The 19027-nt window shown below is 71.1% G+C and carries 16 protein-coding genes; 8 read left to right on the top strand and 8 right to left on the bottom strand.

Translation table 11 applies throughout. From position 1 onward, the window contains the following. Positions 1 to 47: 47 nt before the first annotated feature. Positions 48 to 1283: an MFS transporter gene (locus tag ACNAVT_RS29200; protein WP_416300898.1), complete on the top strand. Its 1236-nt coding sequence runs from the start codon at positions 48 to 50 to the stop codon at positions 1281 to 1283. After that, positions 1280 to 2296, top strand: coding sequence for a TolB family protein (locus ACNAVT_RS29195; protein WP_416300896.1), 1017 nt, complete (start codon positions 1280 to 1282; stop codon positions 2294 to 2296). Before ACNAVT_RS29200 ends, ACNAVT_RS29195 begins: the two co-directional genes overlap by 4 nt. On the opposite strand, the gene ACNAVT_RS29190 is transcribed toward ACNAVT_RS29195, so the two are convergent. Next, on the bottom strand, positions 2259 to 3512 hold the full coding sequence (locus ACNAVT_RS29190) for an acyltransferase family protein (protein ID WP_416300894.1): 1254 nt from the start codon (positions 3510 to 3512) through the stop codon (positions 2259 to 2261). The two genes, ACNAVT_RS29195 and ACNAVT_RS29190, sit on opposite strands and share 38 nt — an antisense overlap. 198 nt (positions 3513 to 3710) lie before the next feature. Here ACNAVT_RS29190 and ACNAVT_RS29185 point away from each other — a divergent pair, with 198 nt between their 5' ends. Further along, positions 3711 to 5504: a hypothetical protein gene (locus ACNAVT_RS29185; RefSeq protein ID WP_416300892.1), complete on the top strand. Its 1794-nt coding sequence runs from the start codon at positions 3711 to 3713 to the stop codon at positions 5502 to 5504. Positions 5505 to 5857: 353 nt separating this feature from the next. After that, a complete protein-coding gene (locus ACNAVT_RS29180; protein WP_416300891.1) occupies positions 5858 to 7558 on the top strand; it encodes a DUF4082 domain-containing protein in 1701 nt (566 codons plus the stop codon). 133 nt (positions 7559 to 7691) lie between these two features. On the opposite strand, the gene ACNAVT_RS29175 is transcribed toward ACNAVT_RS29180, so the two are convergent. From ACNAVT_RS29175 to ACNAVT_RS29165, 3 genes are all read right to left on the bottom strand, one after another. Further along, positions 7692 to 8840, bottom strand: coding sequence for a DegT/DnrJ/EryC1/StrS family aminotransferase (locus ACNAVT_RS29175; protein WP_416300889.1), 1149 nt, complete (start codon positions 8838 to 8840; stop codon positions 7692 to 7694). A gap of 20 nt (positions 8841 to 8860) precedes the next feature. After that, positions 8861 to 9826, bottom strand: coding sequence for an NAD-dependent epimerase/dehydratase family protein (locus tag ACNAVT_RS29170; RefSeq protein WP_416300887.1), 966 nt, complete (start codon positions 9824 to 9826; stop codon positions 8861 to 8863). A gap of 67 nt (positions 9827 to 9893) precedes the next feature. After that, positions 9894 to 10964 carry a Gfo/Idh/MocA family protein gene (locus ACNAVT_RS29165; protein ID WP_416300885.1) on the bottom strand — a complete coding sequence of 357 codons (1071 nt, stop codon included), beginning with the start codon at positions 10962 to 10964 and terminating at the stop codon, positions 9894 to 9896. Positions 10965 to 11243: 279 nt separating this feature from the next. Between ACNAVT_RS29165 and ACNAVT_RS29160 the strand changes: the two genes are divergently transcribed. Beyond that, entirely contained in the window at positions 11244 to 11870 is a 627-nt protein-coding gene (locus ACNAVT_RS29160) for an acyltransferase (RefSeq protein WP_416300883.1), read from the top strand. A gap of 78 nt (positions 11871 to 11948) precedes the next feature. Then, positions 11949 to 12623, top strand: coding sequence for a hypothetical protein (locus ACNAVT_RS29155; RefSeq protein WP_416300882.1), 675 nt, complete (start codon positions 11949 to 11951; stop codon positions 12621 to 12623). Between the two features lie 39 nt (positions 12624 to 12662). Here the strand turns inward: ACNAVT_RS29155 and ACNAVT_RS29150 are convergent, their stop codons facing one another. Genes ACNAVT_RS29150 through ACNAVT_RS29140 form a run of 3 tightly spaced genes read right to left on the bottom strand, consistent with a single transcriptional unit; the run spans position 12663 to position 14564 of the window. Then, positions 12663 to 12974, bottom strand: coding sequence for a PRC-barrel domain containing protein (locus ACNAVT_RS29150; RefSeq protein ID WP_416300881.1), 312 nt, complete (start codon positions 12972 to 12974; stop codon positions 12663 to 12665). After that, a complete protein-coding gene (locus tag ACNAVT_RS29145) occupies positions 12961 to 13341 on the bottom strand; it encodes a hypothetical protein (RefSeq protein WP_416300880.1) in 381 nt (126 codons plus the stop codon). Before ACNAVT_RS29145 ends, ACNAVT_RS29150 begins: the two co-directional genes overlap by 14 nt. Beyond that, complete coding sequence (locus tag ACNAVT_RS29140; RefSeq protein ID WP_416300879.1) at positions 13338 to 14564, bottom strand: NRAMP family divalent metal transporter; 1227 nt, start codon at positions 14562 to 14564, stop codon at positions 13338 to 13340. The genes ACNAVT_RS29145 and ACNAVT_RS29140 overlap by 4 nt, the downstream gene beginning before the upstream one ends. Before the next feature lie 203 nt (positions 14565 to 14767). On the opposite strand from ACNAVT_RS29140, the gene ACNAVT_RS29135 reads away from it, so the two are divergent. Continuing rightward, positions 14768 to 16891 (top strand): acyltransferase family protein, encoded by a 2124-nt coding sequence (locus tag ACNAVT_RS29135; protein WP_416300877.1) that lies wholly within the window; start codon positions 14768 to 14770, stop codon positions 16889 to 16891. Here the strand turns inward: ACNAVT_RS29135 and ACNAVT_RS29130 are convergent. Then, positions 16888 to 17271 (bottom strand): PaaI family thioesterase, encoded by a 384-nt coding sequence (locus ACNAVT_RS29130; RefSeq protein ID WP_416300936.1) that lies wholly within the window; start codon positions 17269 to 17271, stop codon positions 16888 to 16890. The two genes, ACNAVT_RS29135 and ACNAVT_RS29130, sit on opposite strands and share 4 nt — an antisense overlap. A 108-nt stretch (positions 17272 to 17379) precedes the next feature. Here ACNAVT_RS29130 and tyrS point away from each other — a divergent pair, with 108 nt between their 5' ends. After that, positions 17380 to 18663: a tyrosine--tRNA ligase gene (gene tyrS / locus ACNAVT_RS29125; protein ID WP_416300935.1), complete on the top strand. Its 1284-nt coding sequence runs from the start codon at positions 17380 to 17382 to the stop codon at positions 18661 to 18663. Positions 18664 to 19027: the final 364 nt, after the last annotated feature.

Genomic DNA, 19027 nt, shown 5'->3' with positions numbered 1-19027 from the left:
ATCCGGCGGGCGCGGCGGGCGGCATGCTGCCCCGGGTCGGCGCCACGGTGGTGCTGCTCGGCGTGGTCAGCCTGCTCACCGACGTCTCGTCGGAGATGGTCGCCGCGGTGCTGCCGGTGTATCTCACCGCTGAGCTGGGGCTCGGTGTGCTGGCGTACGGCGTTGTCGACGGGCTCTACCAGGGCGCCAGCGCTCTGGTGCGAATCTTCGGCGGGTATCTCGGGGACCGCTCCAACCGCCCGAAGTGGGTTGCCACCGCCGGGTATGCCGTCTCGGCTGCGAGCCGGCTGGCCATGCTGCCCGCGCACGGGCTCGGCGTGGTCACCGCCGTGGTGACCGCGGACCGGCTGGGCAAGGGCTTGCGTACGGCGCCACGGGATGCACTCATCGCGGAGGCGTCCGATCCGCGCACGCTGGGCCGCTCTTTCGGCGTGCACCGGACCTTGGACACCATCGGAGCGGCCGCCGGCCCGCTGGTCGCGTTCTCGCTGCTGTGGTTCGTGCCGGGAGGCTATTCGGCGGTGTTCGTCGCGTCGTTCGCATTCGCCGTGCTGGGCGTCGCCGTCATGGTCCTCCTCGTGCCGGACCGGCGCAGCCGGCCGCCGGGAGCCCCGCCGGGACGGCGGGTGCTCCGGGAACTGACCGGTCCCCGGCTCCGGCGTCCGCTGATCGCCGCCGGCGTGCTGGGGCTGTTCACGATCGGCGACGGGTTCGTCTATCTGTCGTTGCAGGATCGCGACCAGTTCGCCGCGAGCTTCGTCCCGCTGCTGTTCGTCGGCACCAACGTCGCCTATCTCACCCTGGCGATCCCGCTGGGCCGCCTGGCCGATCGCCTCGGACGCGCGCGCGTTCTCGTCGGTGGTCACCTTGCGCTCGTCGCCGCCTATCTGGTCGCCGCCGCGCCGTTGGGCGGGCTGGGGCTGACGGTCGTGGCCCTGGCCCTGCTAGGTACGTTCTACGCCGCGACCGACGGGGTGCTCGCCGCGCTGGTCAGCCGCAGAGTGACCAGCGATGCGCGGGGGAGCGGCATCGCTGCCGCCCAGACGGTCGTCGTGCTCGCGCGGTTCGCCGGCGCGCTCACCTTCGGCAGCCTGTGGCAGGTCCTCGGCCGCCAGCAGGCCCTCTGTCTGTTGGCCGTTCTGCTGATGATGGGAGTGGTGATGGCCGCTTGGCTGCTGTCCGGGCAGGAGGATTCCGGGTCCGTGGCGAGCCCCTTGGCGAGCGCCGCCGATTCGGCCGAGGCCGCAATGGCGTCCGGCACGGCGGCGGAGAATCAGCGATGAGCGGCCGCGCGCGGGTGTGGACCTTGGCCGGCATCGTCCTGGTCACCCTGCTCGGAACGGTCTGGTACGTCTACTCCGTTCGTCGCGAGCAGACGCAGGGCGTCGCCACGCCGTCGCCGGCGCCCGCGGGTACGAACCTCGCCGTGGTGGCCGAGGTGCCCCACGTCGTCTTCCGCAGCACCGCGGCCGGCAGCGACTACGGCCGGGTGGCCGTCCTCGCGCTCAGCGAGCCCGCCGGCCCCCGGACGTTCACCCCGGTCTCCTGCGACCGGGTCTACGCGCGGCGGAGCGAGGCGGTGTGCCTGCGCGCCAAGCCCGGCCTGGTTACGACGTACCGGGCCGAGATCCTCGGTCCGGACTGGAGGGCCACCCGCGAGCTGCCGCTCTCCGGCGTGCCGAGCCGTACCCGGCTGTCGCGCGACGGATCGCTCGTGGCGACGACGACCTTCGTGGCAGGACACAGCTACTCGACGCCCGGGCAGTTCTCCACCGAGACCTTGGTGACCCGGGTTGCCGACGGGCGTTCCACCAACATCGAGCACTTTCAGCTCACCATCGGTGGCAAGCGGGCGACCGCCGCGGACCGCAATTTCTGGGGTGTGACGTTTGCCGACGCGGACACCTTCTATGCGACGGCGGCGTCGGGGGGCAAGACCTGGCTTGTCCGCGGCAGCCTCGCCGGGCAGCGCCTCGTCGCGCTGCGCGACGACGCCGAATGCCCATCCCTCTCGCCGGACGGCAAGCGGATCGCATTCAAGACGCGGGCCGGGCAGCCGCCGGGCCACTGGCGGATCGCGGTGTACGACATCGCCACCGGCCGGGCGACCATCCTGGCCGAGCAGCGCAGCGTCGACGACCAGATCGAGTGGCTCGACGACACGCGGGTGATCTACGGCCTGCCGCGCGCCGGTGAGGGCCCGTCCACGAGCGACCTCTGGGCCTTGCCGGCGGACGGCGGTGGCGTCGCCGAACTGTTCATTCGCGATGCCTGGTCGCCGGCGGTCGTCCGGTAGTCGCCTCGCGTGCCCCGACGGCGGTGGGCAGCTTCTCCGTGCCCGACTTCGGCGCTTGTCGCGGGACGTCCCTCTCCGGGACAGGACGGCGTGGGGACCAGCCCTTCAGCGCCATCGCCGGCCGTTCCACCAGATGCCACGACGGAACCGCGAGCGCGACGGTGGCGACGGTGCACATCGCGATGTACGGCATCAGGCCGAGCCGGGGCGCGCCGACCAGGGCCAGGATTTGCTGGACCGGGAATGCGTAGATGTAGAAGCCGTAGGAATAATCGTGCCGGCGCCCGATTCGGCGGGTCCAGCGCGGCAGACGTACCGCCAGCCACAGGACGAGGTAGGCGAAGGCCGGATAACCCAGCACCGCGAAGGCCCCGAACTGCGTGGTCGCGACCACCACGGCGGCGGCGACGACGGCGAGACCGTCGTGGAGGACGATCCGGTCCCGGTAGAGCTGGCACACGGCGCCCAGGAGGAAGACGTAGGTCAGGTAGATGAGGGAGTAGCGGTCCAGCCCGTCGATGCCGAAGACCGGGCCGCGCACGCCCTGGGGCCCCGGGATCTGCGGTGCCCGGAGCAGGTCGTGCACCAGGACCCCGACCCCGGCGAGCGCGAGGGTCGCCACCAGCCAGGGGGCCCGGCGCAGCACTCCGACGACCGCCAACCCGGCGACCAGGAGGTAGCAGAACACCTCGTAGATGAGGCTCCAGAGCGAGCCGTCGAAGACCGACGCGCCGGTGCGCTGCCCGTACGGGGTGTCCAGCAGCAGGCCGGAGATTCCGTACTGCCAGATCATGATGAAGGCGTTGTGGGCGACGTACTGGAACGGCCCGTCGGAGCGGTCGAAGAGGCCGTGGAGCGTGCCGCGCTCCCAGAGGGACACGATCGGCGCGAAGACGAAGGCCGTGACCGCGAGGCACACCCACAGGCCCGGCAGGATCCGTAGGCCGCGGTGCCAGAGGTATCGAAGCACCGGTACCCGGGCTCCGCTGCGGGTGATCAGAAAGCCGGAGATGACGAAGAATCCCAGGATTCCGATCTCACCCAGCCCGGTCTGACCGTTCGTGAGCCCGCCGCCCGGGTCGTCCGTACCGAAGCCGATCGGCAGAGAGTGGGACACGAGTACGGCAAAGGCGAACATCAGGCGGAGAAAGCCGAAGCTGTTGTCCGCCGACGAGAAGGCATCGGCAAGGGTCTGCCTCGCTCGGATTGCGGCCACCGCGAAAGTCAACCACGGTCGGAAAGGAAGGTAGCTACTCTCCTTGGTCGGGAAGTCGACATCGAGCGGCCGGGGTTCTGTCATCCCATATGGCCTTTGCCGTATTGGGGCCCCTTTCCCTGGCCGGTTGGCGGTCATTACGCTGGCCGCCATGTCTGCGCAAGGTGAGCCGGCCACGCCGCCCACGGTGCTGCCGAGATGAAGTCGTTCCTTGCCGTCTCGTACGCCGAGGACCGGCCGGCCGTGACCGACCCGGCGCCCCTTGCCGCGGCCCTCAGCTGCCTGGCCGACGACGCGCGGACGCTGCACACCGATGACGGCTGGATCGCGTTCCACGGCGAGGACCCCGGCGATCGGGTCGACGCCGTCGGTGCGGCTTTCACGCTGCGTCTGGGCAGGGCGACTCGCACCCGCGCCACCGATGTCCCGACCGTCAGGCTGGCCGAGCTGCTGCGCAAGGGGACCAAGGTGGATGGCACCGCGCTCGCCGAGCTGGTGCCGCCGTTCGCTGCGGCGCACCGCTCCGGGCCCGGCGAGCCGGTCGTGGTGGCCTCGGACTGGCTCGGCTTCCAGCAGGTCTTCTGGTGGCAGGGCGACGGGGTGGCCGCGGTCTCCACGAGCGCGCTCGCGCTGAGTGCACTGGCCGGGGCGGGGCTGGACCACGCGGCGCTCGGCCTGCAGAGCCTGGTGGGTTGGCAGGTGGGGCTCGGCACGGTGTTCGCGCAGGTCGAGAAGGTGCCGGCCGGATGCCTGGCCGTGCTGGACGCGGGCCGGGTGGAGACGCACCGCTATGTGGAGCAGTCGCTCGCCCTGGACGGCCCGGCACCGTCGCTGTCCGAGGCTGTCGACGAGATGGCCGGGATGCTGCGGGACATCCTGCGGGCGTACGTCGCCGACCATCCCACGACGGTGCTTCAGCTGACCGGTGGTCAGGACACCCGGGTGCTGCTCGCGGCGCTGTCACCGGAGACCCGCCGCGGGCTCCGTGCGCTCACCCTCGACGTTCGGGGCGGCTCAGACGCCGCAGTCGCGCAGAAGTTGAGCGCGATGTGTGGGCTGGACCTGCAGGTCCACTGGCTGGATGAGCAGCCTCCGGTCACGCCAGCCGTGGCCCATCACCTGGCGGTGGTGGCGGCGGCGGCGCTGGACTGCATGGCGAGTCCGCTGGCCCTGGCGCCGTTGCTCCTCGCCGAGGGTCATCTCGAGCAGGGGCACCGCCTCTCCGGCCTGGGTGGGGAAGCCTGCCGCGGGTTCTACTACTTCGGCCAGCCCCGCCACGCGACCACCTCGCCCCACCTGATCGCCCAACTGGCGAACTGGCGCCTCTACGCGAACGAGGCGGTCGACGCCCGCGCACTCGAACCGGGCTTCGTGGACTCCGGCCGTACCGACGCGGTCGCAAGGATCACGGCGTCCTTCGACGGCGCCCCGCAGCCGTGGCTCAGGGCCACCGACCACTTCTATCTCTACCAGCGGATGCAGCGGTGGGCCGGGGCCCACGGATCGGTCGCGGCCGTCAATCGCTTCTTCATCAACCCCATGTTCGACCGGCGCTTCATCCAGCTGGCACACGCCGTGTCGCCGGAGCAGAAGGGTAGCGGGCTGCTGACCGGGCACCTCATCCACCGGCTCGACCCCGCACTGGCCGCGGTGCCGCTGGATTCCGGGCTCGTTCCCGCCCGGCTGGGGCAGCGCGGCCTCCGCGACCGTGCGGCGGCGGCCAGGGTCACCGCGCGAAAGCTCTCCCGCAAGGTGCGGCAGCGGCTGCGCCGTTCCGGCCGGGCGCAACTGGGCGCGGCCGAGGTTGCGGCGCTCGTCGCCGAGCACTGGCGCAACGAGCCGGACGTCCTCGCACCGCTGCGGAACAACGGCATCGTCCGGGAGGCCTGGCTGGACGAGGTGCTGGCCGGGCGGCGGGAGCCGGCCCCTGCCACGGTGGCCTTCCTGACCAACCTGCTGGTCGCCACGGCACCGCAGCGGCCCGCCGGCTGACCACCTGCCGCTTCGCACGGCTTCGGCCGTTTACCCAGTTCACCGGCGGGCCACCCGCGATAGCGGGTGACTTGAGGGGCATCTGGGTCGTTTATGTGTCGTGCCCCCGGCAGGATCGCAGCAGTTCCGGGCGAGTCGGCGGGTCCGGCGGCGCCCGGGCCCCACCTCCGCGCACGGCGCTGTCCACAGCGCGCGTCCGCCGGTCGCCAGGACTGGCGGCGCGATGAGTCTCACCCGCGCCGCCGGCTGACGGTGCGTGACTACCGAGCCGTCCGAGGTACGCGACACGAGCTTCCGTACCGGCGTTCCCCCGCACCGGTCCGAGTGACACCGAATGTGGAGAAGGGAACCACATGGTCAGGAATTCACGAGCTGTCGTTGTGTTGGCCGTTGCCGGCGCGATGGCGATCTCCGGAACGGCGCTGGCGGGTCGGATAGCCACCAACACGGACGGCGCTCAGCCCGCGGCGGCACCCTCCGGAACGTATTCGCTGTGGAGCGGCTCGGACGTACCGCGGACGGTGACCGACCCGGACACACAGGCCGTGGAACTGGGAGTGAAGTTCACCGCCGTGCAGGACGGCACCGTCCTCGGCGTCCGCTTCTACAAGTCACGGACGAACACCGGCGTGCACACGGGCACCCTCTGGGCGAGCAACGGCACTCGGCTGGCAGAGGTACGGTTCTCGAACGAGACCCGGTCCGGATGGCAGTACGCGGGTTTCGCGGCTCCGGTGGCCGTGAAGGCCAATGCGCTGTACGTGGTGTCGTATCACACCAACGTGGGGCAGTACTCGGCCGATGACCGATACTTCACGGCTGGTCGCAGCCGTGGCCCGCTGCGCGCGCCGGCCGACGGAGCGCGCGGCGCGAACGGCGTCTACCGATACGGCGCCAGCGGGTTTCCGAACCAGGGCTACAAGGCCACCAACTACTGGGTCGACGTGGTCTTCAAGCCGGGCACTCCCGTCACCGCCAGCCCGACCCCTCGGCCCACCACCACGACGGCATCCCCCCGACCCACAACACCGCCCAGTGCCACGCCGCCCAGTGCCACGCCGCCCGCGACGCCGACCCCCAGCGCCACCACGTCCGCACCGGCCCCGACCGGCAGCGACCCCACCGGTGGCGGCAGGTACCCCCAGCGCTTCTCGGTAGGTGCGCCCGGTGTCGGCAAGTATCGCCAGTCCGACGCCAGGCTGCCCGTGCCGGCCGGCTATCAGGAGGTGTTCCCGCACAACAACGCGAGCAAAGAGTGGGACCTGTACGACTGCAACGGCACGGTGAATCTCGACCGGAAGTACTTCCACGCGTTCATCTACATCGGCACGAGCTGCCATGGCACGGTCAACATCACGAACTCGATCATCGCGCCGCCACCCGGTTCGCTCAATCGGGCCATCCTGGTCAACGCGAACGCCTCGGGCAGCCTCCGGCTCAACATCAGCAACACGACCATCCGACCGGAGCCCGTCGGTCTGGGTATGAAGAGCGCCCCATTGACCGATCATGCGATCAACGACTGCGACACCTGCACGATCCGGCTGAGTCGCGTCGATGTGGCGAACACGGGCGGCATGTGCCTGTGCGGGGCCAACACCACCATCGAGTACAGCTGGCTCCACGACAACTACATCGCCCACCTGGCTGATCCCTCCCAGGCCCACACCGGCGGCGTCTTCCCCTACGGCGGCATCGGCCCGCTGGAAATCAGCCACAGCCGCCTCGAACCGGGGGTCGACGCCTACACCGGCGCCGCGGTCCCGAACTACTGGCAGGCGATCACCGCCGTGCTGTTCACTCAGAGTTCTGGGGGATCCACGCTGCGCAACTATCAGGTCCACGACAGCTTCATCTCGCTCGGAGCCTTCGGGCTGTACGCCCAGGACGGCGAGGGGCTGCGACTGCGCAACAACGTCTTCGGGCCGACGCACTGGGGATACACGAGCCAGTGCGGGTCCGGATGCTCCGTCACCTTTGCCGACTGGACGAACAACGTGGTGGGCACGATCGACGGCACCCCCACTCAGCAGTTGGTCCCCAGACCCGCGTAGGCGGTGACCCGCCAGTCGCTCGTGCGCTACCTGCCGCCCACGGGACGGGAGGCGCGATGAGCGGCCTCCCACCTGAAACCGCCCTGGGCGGGCGGTGGCGTGTCCACGCCGCGCCCGCCCTGGGCTTTCCGCACTACCGCAGGTCATCCCCCGGAGCCGGGACCAGCTGGCGGCCGGCCAGCTTGCGCAGCACGGCGACGATGTGGTCTTGGTCGTCCTCGGTCAGCGCGTGGTGCAGCGGCAGAATGAGCGAGTCGCGGGTCAGCCGCTCGGTCACCGGCAGCGGCCCGGGCGTCACGTCCGCGTAGGCCGGCTCCAGGTGGGCGGCCATGATGCCGCGCCGGGCCGACACCCCGGCGGCGGCCAGCTCGGCGAGGACCTCGTCGCGGCCTGTTCCGTACTCCGGGTTGATCAGGACCCAGAACGACTGGTAGTTGGTCTCGCCGTAGTCCGGGTCGCGGACCGGGGTCAGACCCTCGATGCCCGCGAGCAGCTCGTGGTAGCGCGACGCGAGCGCGCGTCGGTGGCTCACCAGCTCCGCGAGCCGGCCGAGCTGCACCAGCCCGATCGCCGCCTGGATGTCGGTCATCCGGTAGTTGAACGCGGTCTCCAGGTAGGCCTCCAGCACCGGCTGCGCGCTGGCGTGGCGGTCGGCCGCGGAGACGTTCATGCCGTGCTCGCGTAACCGGCGCAGCCGGACGGCCCGGTCCGGATCGTCCACGGTCACCATCCCGCCCTCGCCCGTCGTCAGCAGCTTGCGCGGGTGGAACGACCAGGCCGAGATCGTCGAGCCGAAGCCGACCGGCCGACCGTACGCCGTCGACCCGGCGGCGCATGCCGCGTCCTCGATCAGGGGCACCCCCCAGCGGTCGGCGGCGGCCCGCAGCGCGGCGACGTCGAACGGCACGCCGCCCTGGTGGACCGCGATCACCGCCCGGGTCCGGGGGGTGCGTACGGCGTCGATCGTCGCCACCGTGAGGTTGCCCGTGCTGATGTCCACATCGGCGAAGATCGGGGTGGCTCCGACGTAGCGCACCGCGTTCGCGGTGGCGATGAACGAGAACGACGGCACGATCACCTCGTCGCCCGGGCCGATCCGCAGCACGACCAGGGCCAGATGAAGCGCGGTGGTGCACGAGCTGACGGCCACGCCGTGGCCGGCACCCACCAGGGCGGCGAACTCCTGCTCGAACCGGGCCACCCGTGGCCCCTGGGCCACCCAGCCCGAGCGGACCGCCTCGGCGGCGGCCTGTGCCTCCTCCTCGCCGAGCCGAGGAATCATGACCGGGATCCGGGGAGCCCTCATTTCTCGGCCCGCCACCAGTCGACCAGCCCCTGAAGCCCCTCGTGCAGGCCGATCTCGGCGCGGAAGCCCAGCTTCTCGGCGGCGGCGGTGGTGTCGGCCAGCCGGCGGGTGACCCCGTTGACCGCGCGGGCGGGGCCGTGCTCGGGAGCAAGGTCGGACTTCATCACGTCACTGAGCGCCTGGGCCAACTCCCGGAGGCTGGTCTCGGTGCCGCTGGCGATGTTGAACACCTCGTCGGTGACGTCTGCCTGCGCGGCGAGGATGTTGGCCCGGGCGATGTCGGCGACGTGTACGAAGTCCATCGTCTGCAGGCCGTCGCCGAGGATCAGCGGGGGGACTCCCGACTCGATCCGCTCCATCCAGCGGATCAGGACCTCGGTGTAGAGGCCGTGGATGTCCATCCGGGGGCCGTAGACGTTGAAGTAGCGTAGGGCGACGTAGTCCAGCCCGTACATGCTGTGGAAGCTGCGCAGCATGCCCTCGTTGAACGCCTTCGCGGCGCCGTAGAACGTGTCGTTGTGATAGGGGTGGTGCCGCTCGGTGGTCGGGAACTCGTCGGCGAGCCCGTAGACGGAGGCCGACGAGGACAGGATGACCTTGCGGACCTGGGCGGCGGCCGCCGCCTCCAGCACGTTGAAGGTGCCGTCGACCAGAACCTCGTTGGCGAGCCGGGGTTCCTCCGCACACTGGGTGATGCGAATGGCGGCGAGGTGGAAGACCAGATCCTTGCCCCGGGCGAGCTCGTGCACCAGCGCGACGTCGCGAATGTCGCCCTCGACGAGCTTGACACTGCCGTGCGGCAGAGCTCGGACGAGGTTCTCCCGCCGGCCACGGACGAAGTTGTCGAGGACGACCACCTCGGCCGCGCCGCCGGAGACCAGCTGGTCGACGACATGGGAACCGATGGTGCCCGCTCCACCGGTGACCAGGGCGCGTGCCCCGGCGATCTCCACCGCGCTCATGCCGTTACCTCGCCTCGCTCCGTGCCGCTCTGAGGAATTGCCGCACCAAGTTCGATGATTCGCCCGCTCACGCTTCGGTCCATTCGCTGAGATCGACCAGTTTTCCGCCATCGTGGAGGCTACGAGACGCAGCCTCCAGAATGGTCATCACCCGCAGGCCGGCCCGACCGTCGGTCAGGGCGGGCGTCCTGCTGCGGATGGACCGTGCGAACTCCTCGACCATCGTGCGCAGCGCCTCCCGCTCGGTCAGCGCCGGCGCCAACATGTCCCCCGAGCGGTACGACACCAGCATGTCCCGGCGCTGCTCGTCGCCGAGCTCGTCCACCGAGGCCACGTCGACGCCGCGGTCGAAGATCGACAGCCGCTGGCTGGGGTTGAGGTCGTCCCAGACCAACGTCCGCTTCGACCCGCCGATGATGGCGGTCCGGATCTTCACCGGGGAGAGCCAGTTGACGTGGATGTGCGCGATCGCGCCGGTGCTGAGGTGCAGCGTCAGGTAGGCGACACAGGCTCGGCCCGCGCCGATCCGGTCCGCGCCGTGCGCGGCCACCGAGACCGGCACCACTCCGGGCGGGAGGATGAAGTCGAGAATCGACAGGTCGTGCGGCGCCAGGTCCCACATCACGTCGATGTCGCGCTGGACCAGACCGAGGTTGATCCGTACGGAGTCGAGGTACTGCACCTCGCCCAGTTCCCCGGCTTGCAGCAGTTCGCGGATGCGCAGCACGGCCGGCGTGTAGCAGTAGGTGTGGTCGCACATCAGCGACAGTCCCCGCCGCTCCGCCTCCGCGACCAGGGCGCGCCCCTGCTCGACGCTGGCTGCCAGCGGCTTCTCCACGAGCACGTGCTTGCCGGCCCGCAGCGCCGCCATCGCCACCTCGAGGTGGGTGCCGGCCGGGGTGGCGACGGCCACCGCGTGCACAGTGTCGTCGGCCAGCACAGCGGCGAGGTCGTCGGTCGCCTGGACGGTGGAGTAGTCACCGAGCACCCGTTGGGCCCGGCCTACATCGAGGTCGCAGAGCCAGTGCAACCGGAATTCGGCGGAGTTTTGGAAGTTCCGAACAAGATTCGGCCCCCAGTAACCGGCGCCGATGACGGCTACGCCGATCGGTTCGTCGGCAGCGTGCGATGAGTTCACGGAATTCCGTTTCGCTAGTCAGGACAGGACCATTCGCCGAGGGGGGAAACGAGTCGCGACGTCCAGTCGGGAAGCTACCGAGGTCGTCGCCGGGTGCGCCAGCGCCGAGACCGAAATCCGGCGGTGCCGCCGGGGTCAACCGGTCCGTTTGGTTTGCCCGCCCTCCTCTAATGGCCCCTTCTGTGGTCACTGGGTCGGCTTCCTGACATTGGCCTTGTTGCCGAACGTCTACCGTTTCCACCCCACAAAAGATCGCCGTACAGCGGAAAGGAACGAGAGATGACGGACGCCCACGGAACGCCGCGCGACGGAGTGCAGATCGCCGCGACGGCCGATGTGGACGAGCGCGCCACCATCCGTCCCGGCACGCGTGTCTGGCACCTGGCGCAGGTCCGCGAGGGTGCGTCGGTCGGCCGGGACTGCATCATCGGCCGCGGCGCGTACGTCGGGCCGGGCGTCCGCCTGGGCGACAACGTCAAGCTGCAGAACTACGCCCTCGTGTACGAGCCGGCGGAACTGGCCGATGGCGTCTTCGTCGGGCCGGCCGCGGTGCTCACCAACGACGAGTACCCGCGTTCGGTCACCCCGCAGGGGCGGCTCAAGAGCGGCGACGACTGGACCGCGGTCGGCGTGGTGGTGGGCGAGGGTGCGGCGATCGGGGCGGGCGCCGTCTGCGTGGCACCGGTCTCGATCGGCCGGTGGGCGCTGATCGCGGCGGGGGCGGTGGTCACCAGGGACGTCCCCGACTTCGCGCTCATGGTCGGAGTGCCCGCCCGCCGGGTCGGCTGGGTGGGGCGGGCGGGGGAGCCGCTCGTCGCAAAGGATCATGGCCGGTGGATCTGCCCACGTACCGGGGCCGAGTACCGCGAGGACGAGGGACGGCTGACCGAGTCGACCCCGGCTTGACGGCCCCGCGGAGCCGGGTGTCGCCACCAGGGCATCCCGCCCACCGGCCCGAGCAGGAGAAGCACTACCCTCCCCCGGATGAACTGGCTGGAATTCGTCGGCTGGGCCGGCTCCGTGCTGCTGGTCTGGTCGCTGCTGCAGACGCGCATCCTGCGGCTGCGCGCCCTCAACCTGGTCGGCTGCCTCATCCTGATCGGCTACAACGCCGCCGTGCACGTGTGGCCGATGGTCGGGCTGAACGTGGTGCTCGCCGGGATCAACGTCTGGTACCTGCGGGCGATGCTGGCCACCCGGCACGACGAGCAGACGTACCAGGTGGTCGAGGTGGGCACCGACGACGCGTTCCTGGCCCACACGCTGCGGGTGCACGAGGCCGACATCGCCCGGTTCAACCCGGCCTTCCGCTGGGACCCGGCCGCCGACCGGTCGGCGTTCCTGGTGGTGCGGGCCGACGAGGTGGTCGGCGTGGTGGTGTCGCACGCGGAGGCCGACGGGGTGGCCCAGATCGACCTCGACTACGTCACTCAGCGGTTCCGCGACTTCACCCCGGGCGAGTTCGTCTACCGGCGCAGCCGCCTGTTCACCGACCGCGGCTTCCGTCGGGTGGTCAGCCCGCCCGGCATGGTCGCCCCGTACTACCACCGGCTCGGGTTCCGCCGGGAGGGCGACGCGTACGTCCTCGACCTGCCCGCCGCCGCCGGACCGGACGCCGCGACCGGCCAGCAGGCGACCGCCGGTCCGGCGGACCGCTGAGACCTGGACATTCCGGTCGGCGGTGCCGCGCCGGTCGATTCAGTCGCCGGGCGGGCCGAAGGGGAAGCCGGCCACCGGCGGTAGCACCTGCACCTGGTCGGCGGGAAGCTGGTGGGTGCTGCGACCGAGCACCCGGGCGACCGCCCGCAGCAGCCACGGCCCGGACGGGTGCCGCTCCGGCCCGATCAGCCGGCTGCTCACCCGGGTCCACCAGTGGCCGGCGACGATCACGTCGGTGATCCGCAACCGGTCCGGCGGCCAGCCGCCCCGGACCACCACGTCCACCACCCGGCCCAGCCGTCGTCCGTGCAGGTCGTACGCGGTCCTGCCGAGCAGCTCACTCGCTCGCACGGTGCGCTCCCGGAATCCGGTCGATGAGATGCCGGCGCAGCCAGGTCTCCACCGGCGACGGCGGCAGGTCGGCCGCCGGGCAGCGCAGCCGCACCGCGCTGTCCACCTGGGCGATCTGGTCGAGCGGGATCCGCAGCGGCGGCTGCGGCGGGTTGTCGGTGAACAGGTCGGCGACCGCCACCAGGATCCGGCCGATCCGCCCGCCGATCCGCTCCCCGAGCGCCCCCGGCCCGGTGAGCAGGCAGTCAACGTACGGGAAGCCATCGGCGTCGACGGCGAAGGCGATGTCGTCGACCCGGCCGACCAGCCGGCCGTCCCGGTCGACGATCTGCCGGTCGAGCAGTTGCTTGGCGAGCTGGATCCTCATCGTCCCATCCCCGTGATGATCGCCAGCGGGATCGCCGCCACCGATGCGGCGAGGATGAGCAGCAGGAACACCGCCCCGAGCAGGTTGATCCACCGGCCGTTCACCCGGTCACCGAGGTAGTTGCGGTCGTTCGCCACCACCAGGATCGGCAGGTACGTCAGCGGCAGCACCACCGCGCTGAGCACCAGCATGTACTCGGTGAGCTGCACCGGGTCGACGGTGGTCATCAGCAGCAGCACTCCGAGCAGCACGCCGACCAGCAGCACGCCGTGGAACCGGGCCGCCTCCCGCGGGGTGATCCGCTTGCCCCACTGCCAGCCGAAGTACTGCGCCGCGGCGTACGCGGCGGACAGCCCGGTCTCCAGCGCCGCGCCGAAGGTCACCGCGAAGAACGCCAGCACCGCGACCGCCAGCCCGACCCCGCCCAGCGCGGTGGCCACCGGCCGTGCCACCTGGTCGAGGGTGTCCAGCGACGTGCCGCTGGGGTGGTAGGCCACCGCCGCGACGGCGATCAGCGACAACGCGAGGAAGCCACCGACCGGGAAGCCGATCAGCACGTTCGAGCGGGCGTGGGCCAGGTCGGCCGCGCTCCACTTCTCCTCGACCCCGCCCGAGGAGAAGAAGAACACCTCGTACGGGCTGACCGTCGAGGCGAACAGCGCCACCGCCACGAACCAGTACACCGGCCAGCCCTGCCCGGCGGAGCTGACGTGTATCGCGCCGTACCCCAGCTCGGCCCAGTCGGTGGGCAGTGCGAACAGCGCGACCGCGAAGACCAGCAGGGCGAGCCCGGCCAGCCCGAAGACGCGCTCCATCAGCTCGAAGCGCATCCGCCACAGCACCAGCCAGACCGCCACCGCGGCCACCGGCACCCAGAGCAGGTAGCTCAACCCCGACGCCAGTTGCAGGGCCAGGGCCACCCCGCCCAGTTCCGCCGCCAGGGTGATCACCGTGACCAGCCAGGAGGCGACCAGGTTGAGCAGCGCCACCCGCGGTCCGAGCCGCTCCCGGACCAGGTCGAACACCGCCCGGCCGCTCACCGCCGCGATCCGGCCGGCCATTTCCGCGTACGCGCAGATGCTCAGTACCCCGACGACCAGCACCCAGGCGTGCGCCATGCCGAAGCGGGCACCGGCCTGGCTCGCCGCCACCAGGTCACCGATGTCGACGAAGCCGCCGATGGCGGAGAGGACGCCGAGGGTGGCGGCGAGGAGCTTCCTCACGTCGGGCGGCGGTACGGTCTCATCGCCGCGACGATAGTCCGGATTTCCCCCCTTATCCGCATATTCGGAACATCCGGCGTAGGCGGTTCGCCGTGCCAGGTGGCACCCCCGGCAGCCCCTGTTACAGTCGCCGCCGCACATGACAACACCGCCGGATCCCACGCGGGGGGGACGAGGCGAGACCGCAAAAGGATGGCCTCCTGATGGCCCTGACTGACCCCCGCCCCCCTGCCCCGCACCGCGGCTTCCGCCGCGACATCGAGGGAGTCCGCGCCCTGGCGGTGCTGCTGGTGATGCTCGGCCACGCCGGTGTCCCCTTCCTACCCGGCGGCTTCGTCGGCGTGGACGTCTTCTTCGTCATCTCCGGGTTCCTGATCACCGGACTGCTCGTCGCCGAACTGGAGCGCACCGGCCGAATCTCGCTGGTCGGCTTCTACGCCCGCCGGGCGAAGCGGCTGCTGCCGGCCGTGGTCGTCGTGCTCGTCACCACCCTGCTGTTGACCCTGCTGTTCCTGCCGCAGCTGCGCTGGCGGGACACGGCCTGGGACGTCGTCGCCAGTGGCCTGTACGTGATGAACTGGCGGCTGTCCGCCCAGGCGGTCGACTACCTCAACGCCGACGACGCGCCCAGCGCGCTCCAGCACTTCTGGTCGCTGGCCGTCGAAGAGCAGTTCTACCTCGTCTGGCCGCTGCTGCTGATCGCCGTGGGCGTGCTGGCGGCCCGGTTCGCGGCCCGCACCGGCCGGCGTCCGCTGCGCCCGCTGGCCATGGTGGGGCTGGCCCTGATCGCCGTGCCGTCACTGCTGTGGTCGGTTCACCTGACCGGCACCGAACCGGCCCGCGCGTACTTCGTCACCACCACCCGACTGTGGGAGCTCGCCGTCGGCGCCGCGCTGGCCATCGCCGCCGGCGCGCTGGCCCGGCTGCCCCGCGCGGTCGCCGCGGCCCTCGGCTGGGCCGGGCTCGCGGCCGTGGTCGGCGCCGGCCTGGTGATCACCCCACTGACCGCCTTCCCCGGGTACGCGGCTCTGCTGCCCACGCTCGGCACGGCCGCGATCATCGCCGGCGGATTCACCGCCGGCCGGGCCGGTCCGGAACTGCTGCTCGGGCTGCGGCCGATGCGGGCCGTCGGTGCGCTGTCCTACTCGCTGTACCTGTGGCACTGGCCGCTGCTCGTGGTCGCCGAGGCACGCCTGGGCAAACTCAGCGTTGCGGAGGGACTGGCGGTGGTCACCCTGTCCGTCGTGCCGGCCGCGCTGGCGTACCGCCTCGTGGAAGATCCGGTGCGGCGCAGCCCCCGGCTGGCCACGGAGCCGGTGCGCGCGCTGCGCCTCGGTCTGCTCTGCACCGTGGTGCCGGTGGTCGCCGCGATCGCCTTCCAGTTCGGGTTCGCCCCGGCCGCCCCGCGACCGGGTCAGGCCGCCATTCCCGGCGCCGCGGCGCTGCCGTCCGAGCAATCGGCTGGCGACGCGCCCGTCGTGGAACAGGTGGACCAGATTGTCCCGGATCCGGCCGTGGCCCGCGAGGACGTCGCCGAGGTCTACGCGGACGGCTGCATCGTCTCCGGCACCGACTCCGCGGCCAGGACCTGCGTCTACGGCGACGAGCAGAGCGACTTCTCGGTGGCGCTGGTCGGCGACTCGCACGCCGCGCAGTGGTTCCCCGCCCTGAAGAAGGTGGCGGAAGCGCGCGGGTGGCGCTTGGTCACGTACATCAAGTCCTCGTGCCCGTTCATGACGGCCGGGGTGCTCGTCAAGAACCAGCCCTTCCCGAGCTGCGTGGAGTGGAATGACAACGTCCGCACCGCGCTGACCGGCCCGGACCGGCCCGACCTGGTCCTGGCCACGGCCAGTTCGGCGTACCAGGTGATCCGGAACGGCGAGCCGCTCCACGGGGCGGAGAACGAGCAGGCGACGGTCGACGCCCTGCGGCAGGCGTGGTCCTCGATCACGGGGCCGGGCACCCTCGTCGTGGCGTTGCGGGACACCCCGCGCCCGGACTTCGACATCCCGGAGTGCGTCTCCCTGCATCGGGACGAGCTCAGCGAGTGCGGCTTCTCGCAGCAGGCGGCGGCGGAGTTGAGCGCCAGCCACGAGCGGGCCGCCACCGACCTGCACGGAGTCGTCCCGCTCAACCTCAACGAGGCGATCTGCCCGGCGACCAGCTGCCCTCCGATCATCGGCGGCGTGCTGGTCTACCGGGACAACAACCACCTGACCGCCACCTACGCCGGCACCCTCGCCCCCCGGCTGGGCGGCGCCCTCGACGGGCTGGTCCGCGCCCGTCCCGACCTCGCCCGCGTCGCGTACGACGGTGCGGCGGGCTAGGCGGCGGTCAGGTTCTGCAGGCGTACCTGGCCCCGGGCGACGAGCCGCCCGTCGGCGTCGGTGATCTCCACCTGCCAGAGCTGCTGGCTGCGGCCCCGGTGCACCGGGGTGCCCACCGCGGCCAGCTCGCCGTCGCGCACCGCGCGCAGGAAGTCGGTCTGGTTGGACACCCCGACGACCTGGCCCTTGTCGCCCAGCCAGAGCGCGCCGCCGATGCTGGCTGCCGTCTCCACCACCGAGCAGTAGACCCCGCCGTGCTGGATCCCGTACGGCTGGTGCAGCTCCGGGCGGACCTGCCAGCGGATCACCACCCGGTCCCCGCTGACCTCCTCGAACTTCAGGCCCAGCAGGGCCACGAAGCCCCCGGTCAGCTCCGGCATCTCCACGGCAGCCCCTCCTCGCCTCCGGTGGCGCCGCCAGCCTAGTCGCCCCGCCCGTGGGCAAACCCGCTACGGGCCGGGCCCGGTTATGGGGGAGAATCGGTGACTGTGACCGACAGCAACCTCCCGCACGGGCGGGACCCTCTGTTCGAAGACCTGCGGTGGCGGGGCCTGATCCAGGACTCGACGGGCCTCGACGAGCTGCGCGAGCTGCTCGACGGCCCGAGCGCCACCTTCTATGTGGGCTTCGACCCGACCGCCCCCAGCCTGCATGTCGGCAACCTCATGCAGGTCGTGATGGCCCGCCGGCTCCAGCTCGCCGGGCATCGGCCGCTGCTGCTGGTCGGCGGCGCCACCGGCCAGATCGGTGACCCGAAGGAGAGCGCCGAGCGGACGCTGAACCCGCCCGAGGTCATCGCCGGCTGGGTCCAACGGATCCGCGACCAGCTCGCGCCGTTCGTCTCGTACACCGGGGAGAACGCTGCCCAACTGGTCAACAACCTGGACTGGACCGGCCAGATGTCGGTGGTGGAGTTCCTCCGGGACGTCGGCAAGCACTTCCCGGTGAACAAGATGCTGGCCCGCGAGGTGGTCAAGGCCCGGCTGGAGACCGGCATCAGCTACACCGAGTTCAGCTACCAGCTGCTCCAGGCCAACGACTTCTTCGAGTTGCACCGCCGGCACGGCTGCCAGCTCCAGTACGGCGGCTCCGACCAGTGGGGCAACATCACCGCCGGGGTCGACTACATCCGCCGGCGCGGTGCCGGGCCGGTGCAGGCCTTCACCACGCCGCTGGTGACCAAGTCCGACGGCACCAAGTTCGGCAAGAGCGAGACCGGCGCGGTCTGGCTCGACCCGGAGATGACCAGCCCGTACGCCTTCTACCAGTTCTGGGTCAACGCCGACGACCGCGACGTCACCCGCTACCTGCGCTACTTCAGCTTCCGCTCACGGGAGGAGCTGGAGGAGCTGGAGAAGGCGACGGCGGAACGCCCGCAGGCGCGGCTCGCCCAGCGGGCCCTCGCCGAGGAGCTGACCGCGCTCGTGCACGGTGAGCGGGAGATGGCCCAGGCGGTGGCGGCCAGCCAGGCGCTCTTCGGGCGGGGCTCGCTCGATGAACTCACGCCGGAGACCTTGCGGGCGGCGCTCACCGAGGCCGGCCTGGTCCACCTCGACGAGCTGCCGGACGTGGCCGGCCTGCTCAAGGAGTCGGGACTGGTGCCGAGCATGAAGGAGGCCCGGCGGGTGATCGCCGAGGGCGGCGCGTATGTCAACAACACCCGCATCGGCGAGGTGGACGCAACGGTGTCGCCGGAGGACCTGCTGCACGGGCGCTACCTGGTGCTGCGCCGGGGCAAGCGTTCGTTCGCCGGCGTTGAGCTGCGCAAATAGCCGAACCTCGACAATGTGACGCGGGACGCGCCCAGCGGATTTGACGATCAAACCGCTGGGCGCGTAACTTTCTCTCTGCCAGCGCGGAACGGACGAAACAGGGCGAAAGACCTGAAAGGCCGGAGCGCAGGGACCACAAACGGGCGGTGCCCCGAATTCGCCGCGAGGCGGATTTGGCGAGGCGGAACCGACCGGGTATGGTTACCGGCCGGCAGGGATACGGACGACGAGCGGGAGACCGCAGCGGCCGTCCTGCCGAAATCCACGAAACGCCCGGCGCGAGTCGGTCGAATAGTGGTGCCCGGCAAAAGGGTGGAAGCCCGCCAAACCGCGAAACACCGGTTTGACACGGCAGAAACCACCG

Source organism: Micromonospora sp. SL4-19, from assembly GCF_047921475.1.
Lineage (GTDB): Bacteria > Actinomycetota > Actinomycetes > Mycobacteriales > Micromonosporaceae > Micromonospora.
The sequence above is the reverse complement of the archived record's forward strand: the minus strand, read 5'-3'. Positions and strand labels throughout refer to the sequence as shown.

Excerpts from the sequence above, each read along its gene's own strand:
- ACNAVT_RS29195 (WP_416300896.1), top strand. The coding sequence starts at position 1,280 with ATGAGCGGCCGCGCGCGGGTGTGGACCTTGGCCGGCATCGTCCTGGTC.
- ACNAVT_RS29185 (WP_416300892.1), top strand. The coding sequence starts at position 3,711 with ATGAAGTCGTTCCTTGCCGTCTCGTACGCCGAGGACCGGCCGGCCGTG.
- ACNAVT_RS29180 (WP_416300891.1), top strand. The coding sequence starts at position 5,858 with ATGGTCAGGAATTCACGAGCTGTCGTTGTGTTGGCCGTTGCCGGCGCG.
- ACNAVT_RS29175 (WP_416300889.1), bottom strand. The coding sequence starts at position 8,840 with ATGATTCCTCGGCTCGGCGAGGAGGAGGCACAGGCCGCCGCCGAGGCG.
- ACNAVT_RS29170 (WP_416300887.1), bottom strand. The coding sequence starts at position 9,826 with ATGAGCGCGGTGGAGATCGCCGGGGCACGCGCCCTGGTCACCGGTGGA.
- ACNAVT_RS29160 (WP_416300883.1), top strand. The coding sequence starts at position 11,244 with ATGACGGACGCCCACGGAACGCCGCGCGACGGAGTGCAGATCGCCGCG.
- ACNAVT_RS29155 (WP_416300882.1), top strand. The coding sequence starts at position 11,949 with ATGAACTGGCTGGAATTCGTCGGCTGGGCCGGCTCCGTGCTGCTGGTC.
- ACNAVT_RS29145 (WP_416300880.1), bottom strand. The coding sequence starts at position 13,341 with ATGAGGATCCAGCTCGCCAAGCAACTGCTCGACCGGCAGATCGTCGAC.
- ACNAVT_RS29135 (WP_416300877.1), top strand. The coding sequence starts at position 14,768 with ATGGCCCTGACTGACCCCCGCCCCCCTGCCCCGCACCGCGGCTTCCGC.
- ACNAVT_RS29130 (WP_416300936.1), bottom strand. The coding sequence starts at position 17,271 with ATGCCGGAGCTGACCGGGGGCTTCGTGGCCCTGCTGGGCCTGAAGTTC.